Origin of the sequence: Alkalimonas sp. (assembly GCF_020831925.1) — a bacterium.
GTDB lineage: Bacteria > Pseudomonadota > Gammaproteobacteria > Enterobacterales > Alteromonadaceae > Alkalimonas.
Genome location: NZ_JAFIFQ010000072.1, coordinates 1 through 12504 on the forward strand (window position 1 = coordinate 1; position 12504 = coordinate 12504).

The window sequence follows — 12504 nt, forward strand, 5'->3', positions numbered from 1 at the left end:
CCCTTCTCGCCTAACTTTTTGTTTTAACTAGCCCATTTGTGGGGATACCTCAGGTGACTTGCAGACCTAACCTCAAAACTCATATACGTAAGCGTTTGTTTCCTACCCTGTCAGATAAAAACTCCCAAAAAAGCCGAATAAACCAGTAAAAAAACACCAAGAATCTGAGACTTTATACCACTTAAGGTTAGTTCCTCTATGCTTTGCGTTAACGACTTAACATCTGATTTTACTAAGTTACTTTCTGCAAATAGCTCACTTTTCATATCAAGAATATGAGACTCTACATTAGCCATTGACTGGGTTTGTTGTTGTCGAATCTCGTCAATCTGCTTCTGGAGATATTCAAGGTGTTCTTTTGTTGTTTTAAACGAATCGTTACGGACCGATATTCCAACGCCAAACATAGGCATACTAATATCATATTTGCCTTCTGCCAGAGTAAGCTTATGCACTTGCTTAAATTTCGGGAAAGCTTTCATCCACTGGCTAAAAGCCTGTTTAAGCCCAAAATCTTTAAAGTGAGAAAGGTTTGAGTCAATCGAAAACAGAATCAGACAACCACCGAAAACCTGCAGAATAAAGATAATTAACTTATTCAGAAAATGTTCATCTAAGTCGAAGGTCTGAAAGATTAAATAATGAAACGAAATCACTGAAATGATTATGATCAGAGGCCATGCTTTACACAACCAACTTACTACTCTTTTGAAGTAGCTCCAAACAGCCAAGATGCGTTTTATCATCCTTACAAAGTCCTTTTTTCTGCATAGCTATGAGCGTAGCCGAGTAAATTTAAAGTATGGAATTTTATTCTCAGTTACAACCAAAAAATGAAAAATCACCAAAACTCTCATTTTTTCCTCAAAACCCTAATTCACTGTTTTTCATGCTGGATTATCTCCTTGTTCATCAACGCACAGGAGATACCACATGCACACACTGAACAAGAAGGCTTTATCTGAAATCGAAACCGCTGAGTACATCGGCATGAGCCGTTCCTTTCTGCGACAGTCACGAATGGAAGGCAACCGCAAATACCGTACCCCTGCCCCACCGTTTGTAAAAATTGGCCGCTCTGTTCGCTACCTGAAAGATGACCTTGATCGCTGGCTTGATGGTCTACACCGGCTGGAACACCTTAGCGAAAGCAAGGAGGCCCACTAATGGCAAAATTAACTCCCTCAGTCATCAGGCTGGTGAAATGGCTTGCTAAAGGGTATTCCATCGCTCAATGCACTTCGCCAGGCCGCACAATTGGCAGGATTGATTTTCCAGATGGCAAACCTGAATTTCCTGTTAAAGCAGCCTTTAACACCCTCTATCAATACACCCGCATGAACGAGCATGAGTTTGTTATGTTTGGCATGCGCTGGTGCATTTTCACGCTCAGCAAAGAACAAGCTGCCGAGCTGCTGGAGACTAACCATGATCCCGAATGACTACCGGCAGCATGCTATCTCACAGCACATCCAGTCAATAAATGCTGAGTTCGCCCCATTATTTCAGGTTCTTGATAAAGCTGATCAGATTTTTGTCGAGCAACAGGTTCAGGATTTACCCTTGATGATTCAACGGTTGCTGCTTCAACAATACCAAAAGGAAAAAAATCAGTTCGATGCCAATAGCTATCTGAGAAAGGCAGTGACGCAAATACGACAAATATTGCCTGATCCGTTAAAGGCGCACTTCGATTCAAACGAAGATGAGCTTAGGGATTTGGCTCGGATCTATGCCCATAGTTGCAGCAACCAGTTACGCCAAATTCGTCAGCGTTCGCTGGCGAATTTTCAAAAAGGTTCGCTACTGGTGCGGAGTTCAGCCGAGCTGATTTCAGAAACGAGTTTAAAAATCGCTTTAGAAAATTTAGACTGGCTGTTTAACTTTTTTAGAATCGATTCTGAAATCATTTCAAAAACGGTTTTTGAACAATGCTTCGCAAACAGGGACAGAAATTCAGAATTTCTGGACGTTAACCTTAATTCCGTTAACGCACTGCTTCGGAATACTTCGGAACAAGGCGAACGATTACGGGCAGAAAATTCCGTTAACGGAGTCTTCCGCCTTATTGCAGAATTAGCCGCATATGAAAAAGCCCGAAGTTTCGTTAACGGAAAAGGGCTAATCGCACCGGAACCAGACAAAACAATGACAATACCTGGCTGCATAGAGCGGATGATCTGCGAACGATGGTGGCTCCGAAAATTACGGGTGCTACAAAACCGTACCTTGGAAACGGTAATGATTCATTTAGGGCGGGTTCACCGCTTCGCTGGTATCTATTGCAGTGATCTCACAGCTAAAAACCGCAAGCACCAAAAACAGCGTCAATTAGAAATGCTTGAACGGATCAGCATCGTTAACGAACTAGAGCAAAAATACACCTTGCGCGAGTTATACGAACTGAATGTTTCTAACCCCGTGAACCGCAGAAATGAGTTAATGACCAGAATGCGTGGGTTTGAAGATGCCGCTAAACAGCTAGAACATATCTGCGACTTTGTTACCCTAACCTGCCCTTCCAAATACCACAATGCTTACGCGATTAGCGGTGATCGAAATCCCAAGTGGCAGCAGCTTACCCCACAGCAAGCGCAGAAATACCTTTGTGGTGTTTGGGCAAAGATACGTGCCGAAATGGATAGACAAGGTATTCGCGTCTATGGCCTGCGTGTAGCCGAGCCACAGCATGACGGTACACCACATTGGCACCTTGCTTTGTTTTTAGAACCTGATCAACTGGATGCGTTTCGGCAAGTATTCCGGCACTATGCATTGCAGGAGGATGGTGACGAAGCAGGCGCACAAGAAAACCGTGTGAAGTTTGTAGCTATCGATCCCAGCAAAGGCTCTGCTACCGGCTATATTGCCAAGTACATTGCTAAGAATATCGATGGTACCAATCTGGATGAAGATATTCACGGCGGTGATCCGATAGTGGCAGCGCAACGGGTAGAAGCATGGGCAAGTTGTTGGGGTATACGTCAGTTTCAGCAAATCGGTGGTGTATCTGTAACGGTATGGCGTGAGCTGCGCAGGTTAAAGGCAGACAAAGACCATGATATGACGTTAAAGGCTGTGCATAATGCTGCTGATACCGGCGACTGGAAACGCTTTGTACTGCTAATGGGTGGCGTATTCTGCAAGCGTAAAGACCAGCTGATCAGGCCACACTACGAGCAGGAAGTTAATCAGGAAACCGGTGAAGTCTCTGCAAGCCGCTACGATTGTAGCTTACTCAGCAAGCTAAAGGGTATTTGCTACCAAGGCAAAGCCATAATCACCCGCTGGCACCAATGGCGGCTTGAAATCGATCTAAGCGCTGCTTGCTCTAACTTGGAGTTCTGTAAATAAGTGTACTAAACTTGTGATCTAAGGGCTGGATTGGATTCAGACTCAAAGTTGACAATAACATGGCTAATATGTTCAACTGAAATTGTTGCTGATACAATGCACAAATTAACTCTCCATATGTTGTAAACGCATATCCTTTCATTTTTATAAAATATATAATAATGCCCTAAAAAATAAGAGTGGCACTAGATGACAACGACTGTATGCGATTTAACTAATCAGATTATTACTGCGGATACACGGTGGTCATGCGGCTCACAAGGGGAGCTCAAGCTATCTGATGGGAAACATTACCTTGTTTATTGTGATGAGACTGGATTTGACAAAATTTCGATAGTTGGTAAAACCGCCTTAGTAACTGCTGGCCATGGTATGTTAATTGCCGAGTGGAAAAAGTGGTGGTCAGGTGCAGCTAATCCAGAAGAACGACCAATGGTTGAAATTGATGGGTATAATGTTGTTAACTTGGCGATTATCGATTTAGAAAAGAATGAAGTTATTTTTGATGCCGGCCAAAAACAAGCTCTTTTCTGTACAGTAACAAACAAGATTAAAGCGTTCACTTCTGGCTCAGGCGGCGCACATGCTGCGAGTCATTTACTAATAGAGGGCTGCGCTAAAAGAGCGGTTAGTTACGCCGCGCAGTACGATTACTGCACAGGCGACTTTGTTAGCTTTGCTTGCTATAAGACAAGCCAGAATAACTTGAATGCACAAGTCAATGACTATAATGACATTGTAAATGGAATAACACAAAGGGGGTTCGTCATGGCACTAGAAATGAACAAACCAAGTGATAAAGGTTTAGAAGTTGCCCAGCATCCTTTAGCAGTTGAAATTAAAGCTCTTTTTACATCAGGCAAAGCTGTTGCCTCAGCTCCTGTTCCAGGTCTTCGAGAATATAAATGGACCGGCGAAACTGAGACACGTTTCGTGGCAGCAATGGAGCGCGTTCACGAGTTAAGAAAAGCTAAGTAAGCTGCTCGGCTGTAAAAGAAAAGCATCTCATACGAGGTGCTTTTTTTGTATGAGAAAACCATCTTAATATACCCAATCAAAGCGCTACTGGACTTCACACCAATATTTTCATCTAAATTTGCTATAAATGCGCTATAAAAGTTTATTTCAGACACAAAAAAAGGTCTCGCCGTTAAGCTAAGACCTTGATTTATATGGCGCACCCGAGAGGATTCGAACCTCTGACCTCTGCCTCCGGAGGGCAGCGCTCTATCCAGCTGAGCTACGGGTGCTTTGCAACGCTGGGTTACAAGCAGCGCATTATAGACAGGCTTTGGGACGAAGTCTATTGCTGGGCTGCGCATTTTTCAGGCGATCAGTTCCCAGTGTGCTTCCAAAAGGATTTATGCGGTAAAATAAGGGCTGTACTTTGCGAAGTAGCGGCAAACCGTTATGCTATAAAACAGTATCTTATCGGAGCCTGCATGGAACCCTCTGGAAAACTGCTGTCTTACTGGCAATGGCTGTTACTACTGCTTTGCTTAGTGTCTTGCGTGCTGATTACCGAGAATTTGGTGCGGCAGGATGTTGCTTATGCCAAAGGCCAGCAGCTGGAACAGCAAGTGGCCAATGCCGGCCATCTGCGTTCATTTCTGGAAACCGAGCTCAACCGGGCTTTGTACCTTACCTTTGGTTTATCCGCTTATGTACAGGCCAATAAAGGTGAGGTCTCTGCTGCTGAGTTTAATGTGCTGCTGCCAGAGCTGGTGGAGCTGGGGCAGTACATCCGTAATATTGGCGTCGCCCCCGGCAATCGGCTGTCGTATGTCTACCCTATTGAAGGCAACGAAGCCGCTGTTGGTCTTTATTACCCCGACCTGCCAGAACAATGGCCAGCAGTACAAGCGATTATCGAAAGCAGGAAAGCAAAGCTGGTAGGCCCGGTACAGCTGTTGCAGGGCGGTATTGGCTTTATCCACCGCTTACCGGTGTTTATTGATGGCCAGTACTGGGGCATTATCAGCATCGTGGTAGAGCCTACCGATCTGTGGCAAGAGCTGCAGCTGATCATGGATCGTTATGGCATTGAAGCGGCACTTCGCACCCGGCTGGAAAATGGTCGTGTTAGTGAAAGCTTTGTCGGCAATAATGCGCTGTTTTATGACGACAGTTTATTGTTGGATCTCACCATTCGAGGTGCCAACTGGCAGATGGCCATTCGTTCGACCGATCCGCTCAAAGGCCGCACCATGGAAATCCGGCTGGTCGGTTACTCCGTGACCTTGCTGTTGTTTGCGCTGATTAGCTGGCTTACCTTTTCCCGTCAGCAATTGCAGCAATCCAGCCGTGAACTGCAGTTGCAACAACAGTATCTTAGTACTGTAATGGACAATGTGGCCGATGCCATCATCACCACCGATGCTCATGGTCATATTGAGCGCATTAATCAGGCAGCGGCGGATATTTTTGGCCTGAGCATGCATCAGCTTGAAGGGGTGCATTGGTCGTCTTTGCTGGATGACCCGCTGCAGCAACAGCAACTGCTGCTGGCCACCAATACACCCAACAAAATAGCCAAAACCCAGGGGCGCAACCGCTTCGACTTGCCGTTCCCACTGGAGCTGTCACGCTCTGAAATTGAGTTTAACCAGCTGATCAAAAAAGTTATTTTATTGCGGGACATGACAGAGCGACATAAAGTGGATCGTCTGAAAAATGAGTTTGTTTCAACCGTCAGCCACGAGCTACGCACACCGCTGACTGCCATTAATGGCAGCATTGGCCTGGTGCTCGGCGGGGTGATGGGTTCTGTCAGTCCGCAAGTGCAGCAATTGCTGCAAACGGCTTATGACAACTGCAATCAGCTTACCCACCTGATTAATGATTTGTTGGATATGGAACGGCTGGAAGCTGGCAAAATGCGCTTCCAGCTGCAACCCATCGTACTGGCAGAGCTTATTGAGCAATGTTTGCAACAAAACCGACCGTTGGCGGCAGAAAACCGACTGCAGCTGCAGCTGGAGACCAAGGAGCATGGCCTGCAGGTACGGGCAGATCCGCTGCGTTTGCAACAGGTCATCACCAACTTGCTATCCAATGCCATCAAATACGCACCGCGCGATAGCACCGTCGTGCTGCGGCTGAGTTTGGACGCGAACAAAGTCCGGCTTGAAGTGATGGATCAGGGCCCTGGTGTGCCAGAACATTTTCAACCTTCCCTGTTTCAGAAGTTCGCCCAGGCCGACAGCGCCGATAACAAGCTGCAGCAAGGTTCTGGCCTTGGCCTTGCCATTGCTCGCTCCCTGATGCTGGCAATGGATGGTGACATTGGCTATCAGCCGTTACAGCCCCATGGTAGCTGCTTTTATCTCACCATGCCGTTAAGCGGCTACGCTAAAAAAGCCGTTAACCTCGCCGCACCTGCTGATTGACGGTAAAACATGATTTCTGCCATTTTTTTTGGCATACTCGACCAGATCACCTGCTCGTCTTGTCGTGCATTCACGAACAGGTACCTTAAAAAAATAAAACGATGCATTCACAGACTTCGCCCCGAAGGAGAACAATTATGCGCAAGACCCTAATTGCTACTGCAATTGGTGCAGCACTGGCTTTAAGTGCCTGCTCTGAACAACCAAGTACCCCAGCCGACTTATCTGCCGATACTGCTGTTGAAGCCATGGTAGATGTGGCTAGCGATAATCCTTTCTTCCAGCCGTTTGCGTTGCAATACGAAGCACCAGATTTTCGCCTGATTGATGACGCCCACTTTATTCCAGCCTTTGAAGAAGGTATGGCGCGCCACATGGCTGAAATCGAAGCCATCGCCAACAACCCAGAACCAGCAACCTTTGAAAACACCATTGTCGCCATGGAGCGCAGCGGTGATATGCTGACACGGGTATCACGGGTTTTCTTCAACTTGTCGGGTACTGACAGCAATGAAAAGCGCCGGGAAATTGCCCGCGAACTGTCGCCTAAATTATCGGCTCACTCCGACAACATCAACCTGAACCCAGCACTGTTTGCCCGGGTAGAGGCCATCTACAACCAGCGCCAAGCGCTGGGACTGGATGCCGAGTCAGCCCGTTTGCTGGATGTGTACTACGATCGCTTCGTGCGCTCTGGTGCCACCCTGACCGAAGAGCAGCAGGTGAAAATCCGCGCGCTGAATGAAGAGCACTCCAACCTGACCACCCAATTCTCACAAAACCAGCTGGCGATCACCCGCGCTATCGCTGTGATTGTGGATAGCGCCGAAGAGCTGGATGGTTTATCCGACAGCCAAATTCGCAGTGCAGCCAATGCAGCCACTGCTGCCGGCCATGAAGGCAAGTACCTGCTCAGCATCACCAACACCACCCGTCAGCCGATTTTAACCTCACTGAACAATCGCGAGCTACGCCAGCGAGTGTGGGAAGCCTCTGCTTTCCGTGGCACCTCAGGCGAGCTGGATGTACGCCCTATCGTATCGCGTCTGGCCCAAATCCGCGCCGAGCGGGCCCAGTTGCTGGGCTACGGCAACTGGGCTGAGTACCAGTTGGAAAACACCATGGCGCAAACGTCGCAAAATGTATTGGATATGCTCACCAGCATGGTGCCTGCTGTGGTCGCCAACACCAAGCAAGAGCAAGCCGATATTCAGGAAATGATCCGTCGTCATGGTGGTGACTTCGAAGTACAGCCGTGGGATTGGGAATACTATGCCGAGCTGGTGCGCCAGGAAAAATACGATCTGGATGAAAACGAAGTGAAACAGTACTTCGAGTTCAACCGCGTATTGCACGACGGCGTCTTCTACACCATGAACCGCTTGTACGGCATCCGCTTTGAGCCACGGCCAGACTTGCCAACCTACCACCCGGATGTAGAAGCCTACGAGGTGTTTGATCACGACGGCACCAGCCTGGCGATTTTCTACGCCGATTACTTTGCCCGTGAAGGCAAACGGGGCGGCGCCTGGATGAGTGCCTTCGTGAGTCAGTCCAACCTGCTTGGTTCTAAACCTGTGGTGGTGAATGTGATGAACATTCCAAAGGCACCGGACGGCGAGCCAACCCTGATCAGCTACGATCACACCACCACCATCTTCCACGAGCTGGGCCATGGTATCCACGGCATGTTCTCCAATGTGAAGTACCCTAGCCTGGCAGGTACTGCCGTATCACGTGACTTCGTGGAATTCCCGTCTACCTTTGAAGAAGACTGGGCCGCCCATCCGGAAGTACTGGCTAACTATGCCAAGCATCATGAAACCGGTGAGCCTATTCCGGACGAGCTGCTGGAAAAAATCATGCAGTCACGCAGCTTCAACCAGGGTTTTGATACGCTGGAGTACATCGCTGCCTCCTTCCTGGATATGGAGTGGCACACCCTAAGTGCCGATGCCCCACTGCAGGATGTCGAGCAGTTTGAAGCCGCCGCCTTGGCCAAATATGGTGTGGATTTGCCAGCAGTACCGCCACGCTATAAGTCCACTTACTTCAATCATTCGATTGGTGGTGGCTACTCAGCCGGTTACTACGCCTATATGTGGAGTGAGATTCTGGCCGCTGATGCCTTTGCCTATGTGCAAAGCCGGGGCGGTCTGACCCGTGAAAACGGCGACCATTACCGGAAAAACATTCTGGAAGTGGGCAACTCACGGCCACCGATGGAATCTTACATCAAGTTCCGTGGTCAGGAGCCAACCACCGAGGCACTGTTAATTCGTCGCGGCCTGAAAACCCAACTGGATTAATGGTTCTCTGCTAGCAAACGGCGCCTGAGGGCGCCGTTTTTTTGTCCTAACCGCAGGCATAAAAAAACGCAGCCCGCGGGCTGCGTTTTTTCCATCTGTACTAAGGTTTACAACTGCGGGCCGGCGGCGACCAAGGCTTTGCCTTCGTCGTTGTCGGTGAATTTCTCGAAGTTGTTGATAAAACGCTGGGCCAAATCTTTGGCCTTGGCATCCCACTCTGCCGCATCGGCGTAGGTGTTGCGTGGGTCCAGAATGCCATCTTCCACATCGTGCAGATGAGTCGGCACTGCCAGATTAAAGTATGGCAGCTGCATAAACTCAGCGTTTTCAATGCTGCCATCTAAAATGGCATCAATGATGGCACGGGTTGCCTTGATGGAAATGCGCTTGCCGGTACCGTTCCAGCCGGTATTCACCAGGTAAGCTTCAGCACCAGCAGCTTCCATCCGTTTCACCAATACTTCGGCATACTTGGTTGGGTGCAGGCTTAAGAAAGCCGCACCAAAACAGCTGGAGAAAGTAGGTGTTGGCTCGGTGATGCCACGCTCGGTACCCGCCAGTTTGGCAGTAAAGCCAGACAGGAAGTGGTACTTGGTTTGTTCTTTGGTCAGCTTTGAGACTGGCGGCAAGACACCAAAGGCATCGGCCGTCAGGAAGATCACCTTCTTGGCATGACCTGCCTTGGATACAGGCTTGACGATGTTGTCGATGTGGTAAATCGGGTACGACACCCGGGTATTCTCGGTTTTCGAGCCATCGTCAAAATCAACGCTGCCATCGTCACGTACCGTGACGTTTTCCAGCAGGGCATCACGGCGAATGGCCTGGTAGATATCTGGTTCGTTTTCCTGCGACAGGTTGATGGTTTTGGCGTAGCAGCCGCCTTCAAAGTTGAAGATGCCATCGTCGTCCCAGCCGTGCTCATCATCACCAATCAGCTTACGCTTCGGATCGGTTGACAGCGTGGTTTTGCCGGTACCAGATAAACCGAAGAACACCGCCACGTTGCCGTCTTCACAGACATTGGCAGAGCAGTGCATCGAGGCAATGCCTTTCAGTGGCAGATAGTAGTTCATCAGGGAGAACATGCCTTTTTTCATCTCACCACCGTACCAGGTACCACCAATCAGCTGGATACGTTCGGTCAGGTTAAAGGCAATAAAGTTCTCGGAATTCAGGCCATGCTGCTGCCAGTTCGGGTTGGTGCACTTGGCACCGTTCATCACCACAAAGTCCGGCGTATAGCTTTTCAGCTCGTCGTCGCTTGGGCGAATAAACATGTTTTTGACGAAATGCGCCTGCCAGGCCACTTCAGTGATAAAACGCACCGATAAACGGGTGTCCGGGTTGGCACCGCAGAAGGTATCTACCACGAACAAACGCTTGCCAGACAACTGCTGGGTAACCAGGCCTTTTAAATCGGCCCAAACGTCTGGCGAAATCGGCTTGTTGTCGTTTTTGCCTTGATCGGCCCACCACAGGGTATCGCGGGTGGTGTCGTCACGGACGATGTATTTGTCTTTCGGGGAACGGCCGGTAAAGATACCGGTATCCACGGCTACGGCGCCCAGGGTGGTGACTTTCCCCTGCTCATAACCTTCGAGATCCGCACGCGTCTCTTCCGCAAACAACTGGTCGTAACTGGGGTTATATACGACTTCCGTGACATCGGTGATGCCGTATTGGCTCAGATCCAAATCGGACATGATGTAGGCTCCTAAGGGTACTGTAGGTGTAGGGTGCAGTCTCTAGGCGGACTTCAACGTTCATCTTTCAAGGTGCCGGCAGCTCCGCTGCCTAAAAAACACCCGCGCATGATACCGTTTTTGCTGCCAAAAAGATAGGTTTTGATCGCAGCCAAATCGGCGCTAACCAAGGCAGGCCGCGGCCTATGCGGATTTACTGCATAAGCATGCGCGTTTTTTTGTTGTGAGGGTTGAAAGTTTACTGGGGTTGTATCAATTGTGGCCAGGGTAAATCGGCCTGCCCCATCACCACAAAGTTCGGATTGGCCAGACTTTCGCGCTGATTGTAACTGAGTGGTGCGAAGCTGCTATCGAGGATTTTGCCGCCAGCTTCTTCGACGATAATATGCACAGCGCCGGTATCCCATTCACCCGTTGGTCCCAGCCGGACATAACAATCGGCACCCCCTTCGGCCACCAGACAGCTTTTTAGCGAGCAGCTGCCAAGCGGAATGTAGTGCACCTGCTGGCCATGCGGCAACAATTGCTCAATGGGTTCGCGCGCCTGGCGCCGACTCACAGCAACCCGCAAAGGATCAGGCTGCTGATGCTGGTGCACCTGAATGCGGCGGATTTTAGAACCCTGCTGTTTAAAAGCACCATGACCACGGGTGGCGTAATACAGCACGTGCTCCTTCGGCCAGTAAATCACCCCAAGCGCCGGCCAGCCATGCTCCACCAGCGCAATACTGACGGCAAAATCACCACTACGGGCAACAAACTCCTGGGTGCCATCCATCGGATCTATCAGCCAGTAACGCGGCCAGTGCTGACGCTGCGCCAGTGGCAACAGCTGCACTTCTTCAGAAATAATGGGAATATCTGGGGTCAGCTCCTGCAGGTGCTGCATAATGATGTCATTGGCAGCCAGATCGGCGCTGGTCACCGGGCTCTGATCGTCTTTGGTTTCTTGCTGATAATCGCCGCTTTGATACAGCTGCCAGAGCCGATCGCCAGCCTGTTTGGCTGCCGTTTTGATCGGTTCAAGCAGTGAGCTCAAAAACATCGGGATTCCTTGCCAGGTAAGCGTCTGCCAGAAAAAGAGCGGCTACACTGCGGGCTTCCGTAAAATCAACCTGCTGCAGCAGCTCGTCCAGATGGTGCCGGGGCCAACTGACCCGTTCCAGCGGTTCGGGTTCATCGCCAGTCAGTTGCTCTGGGAATAAATCCAGCGCCAACACTATATGCATTGTAGCATTAAAATAGCCCGGAGCCAGTGCCACCGACTTCAATGGGATCAAACGCCTGGCACCAAAACCTATCTCTTCTTTCAATTCCCGATTGGCCGCAACCAAAGGATCTTCGCCCGGGTCGATCAGGCCTTTCGGAAAGCCTAATTGGTAATCATGGGTACCGGCACAGTATTCTCGCACCAGATAAAAATGCTCCGGATCCGGCATGGCCACCACCATCACGGCGCCACGACCACTGCCTCGCATGCGTTCGTACAGCCGCTCTTCACCGTTGCTAAAGCGCAGTTGCAATTGCTCAATTTTAAACAGCCGGCTTTGCGCCACCACTTCCTGCTGAAGGATCTCTGGTGCTTGTTTTGTCTGCTTGGATTCAGCCATCCGCTTCCCTCTGTTACAATAGCGCCGCCAGGCGGGTGTTGCCTACGCAACGATGCGCTTTGCCCCATGATAAAACGAATGACAGGAAAAAACGATGCTGAACTGGGATCAAATTGATACCGTCTTGCTGGATATG

At 49.5% G+C, this 12504-nt stretch carries 10 protein-coding genes and 1 tRNA gene; 6 read left to right on the forward strand and 5 right to left on the reverse strand.

All coding sequences use genetic code 11. The features are described 5' to 3' along the window. Positions 1-110 precede the first annotated feature (110 nt). The gene (locus JJU14_RS15075; RefSeq protein ID WP_228614543.1) at positions 111-746 is read right to left on the reverse strand and encodes a hypothetical protein; all 636 of its coding nucleotides are present in this window, start codon (positions 744-746) and stop codon (positions 111-113) included. A 187-nt stretch (positions 747-933) separates the two neighbouring features. Between JJU14_RS15075 and JJU14_RS15080 the strand changes: the two genes are divergently transcribed. From JJU14_RS15080 to JJU14_RS15095, 4 genes are all read left to right on the forward strand, one after another. Then, positions 934-1167, forward strand: a complete 234-nt coding sequence (locus tag JJU14_RS15080; protein ID WP_228614544.1) for a helix-turn-helix domain-containing protein — start codon at positions 934-936, stop codon at positions 1165-1167. Further along, positions 1167-1442 (forward strand): hypothetical protein, encoded by a 276-nt coding sequence (locus JJU14_RS15085; RefSeq protein ID WP_228614545.1) that lies wholly within the window; start codon positions 1167-1169, stop codon positions 1440-1442. Before JJU14_RS15080 ends, JJU14_RS15085 begins: the two co-directional genes overlap by 1 nt. After that, positions 1429-3354 carry a replication endonuclease gene (locus JJU14_RS15090; RefSeq protein ID WP_228614546.1) on the forward strand — a complete coding sequence of 642 codons (1926 nt, stop codon included), beginning with the start codon at positions 1429-1431 and terminating at the stop codon, positions 3352-3354. The genes JJU14_RS15085 and JJU14_RS15090 overlap by 14 nt, the downstream gene beginning before the upstream one ends. 189 nt (positions 3355-3543) lie before the next feature. Then, positions 3544-4332 carry a hypothetical protein gene (locus JJU14_RS15095; protein WP_228614547.1) on the forward strand — a complete coding sequence of 263 codons (789 nt, stop codon included), beginning with the start codon at positions 3544-3546 and terminating at the stop codon, positions 4330-4332. A 195-nt stretch (positions 4333-4527) separates the two neighbouring features. On the opposite strand, the gene JJU14_RS15100 is transcribed toward JJU14_RS15095, so the two are convergent. Next, positions 4528-4604 (reverse strand) — tRNA-Arg (locus JJU14_RS15100). A 192-nt stretch (positions 4605-4796) separates the two neighbouring features. Here JJU14_RS15100 and JJU14_RS15105 point away from each other — a divergent pair. Then, complete coding sequence (locus JJU14_RS15105; protein WP_228614548.1) at positions 4797-6743, forward strand: ATP-binding protein; 1947 nt, start codon at positions 4797-4799, stop codon at positions 6741-6743. Between the two features lie 137 nt (positions 6744-6880). After that, positions 6881-9052 carry a M3 family metallopeptidase gene (locus JJU14_RS15110; protein ID WP_228614549.1) on the forward strand — a complete coding sequence of 724 codons (2172 nt, stop codon included), beginning with the start codon at positions 6881-6883 and terminating at the stop codon, positions 9050-9052. Between the two features lie 107 nt (positions 9053-9159). Here the strand turns inward: JJU14_RS15110 and pckA are convergent, their stop codons facing one another. The 3 genes from pckA to nudE form a co-directional block, all read right to left on the reverse strand. Beyond that, positions 9160-10758, reverse strand: coding sequence for a phosphoenolpyruvate carboxykinase (ATP) (pckA, locus tag JJU14_RS15115; RefSeq protein ID WP_228614550.1), 1599 nt, complete (start codon positions 10756-10758; stop codon positions 9160-9162). 238 nt (positions 10759-10996) lie between these two features. Further along, on the reverse strand, positions 10997-11803 hold the full coding sequence (gene cysQ, locus JJU14_RS15120) for a 3'(2'),5'-bisphosphate nucleotidase CysQ (protein WP_228614551.1): 807 nt from the start codon (positions 11801-11803) through the stop codon (positions 10997-10999). Then, entirely contained in the window at positions 11781-12368 is a 588-nt protein-coding gene (gene nudE, locus JJU14_RS15125) for an ADP compounds hydrolase NudE (protein WP_228614552.1), read from the reverse strand. Before nudE ends, cysQ begins: the two co-directional genes overlap by 23 nt. Positions 12369-12504 lie beyond the last annotated feature (136 nt).

Bases quoted from the DNA above. Each gene is read 5' to 3' on its own strand.
- JJU14_RS15090 (WP_228614546.1), top strand. From the start codon at position 1,429: ATGATCCCGAATGACTACCGGCAGCATGCTATCTCACAGCACATCCAG.
- JJU14_RS15110 (WP_228614549.1), top strand. From the start codon at position 6,881: ATGCGCAAGACCCTAATTGCTACTGCAATTGGTGCAGCACTGGCTTTA.
- pckA (WP_228614550.1), bottom strand. From the start codon at position 10,758: ATGTCCGATTTGGATCTGAGCCAATACGGCATCACCGATGTCACGGAA.
- nudE (WP_228614552.1), bottom strand. From the start codon at position 12,368: ATGGCTGAATCCAAGCAGACAAAACAAGCACCAGAGATCCTTCAGCAG.
- JJU14_RS15095 (WP_228614547.1), top strand. From the start codon at position 3,544: ATGACAACGACTGTATGCGATTTAACTAATCAGATTATTACTGCGGAT.
- JJU14_RS15075 (WP_228614543.1), bottom strand. From the start codon at position 746: ATGATAAAACGCATCTTGGCTGTTTGGAGCTACTTCAAAAGAGTAGTA.
- JJU14_RS15080 (WP_228614544.1), top strand. From the start codon at position 934: ATGCACACACTGAACAAGAAGGCTTTATCTGAAATCGAAACCGCTGAG.
- JJU14_RS15105 (WP_228614548.1), top strand. From the start codon at position 4,797: ATGGAACCCTCTGGAAAACTGCTGTCTTACTGGCAATGGCTGTTACTA.
- JJU14_RS15085 (WP_228614545.1), top strand. From the start codon at position 1,167: ATGGCAAAATTAACTCCCTCAGTCATCAGGCTGGTGAAATGGCTTGCT.
- cysQ (WP_228614551.1), bottom strand. From the start codon at position 11,803: ATGTTTTTGAGCTCACTGCTTGAACCGATCAAAACGGCAGCCAAACAG.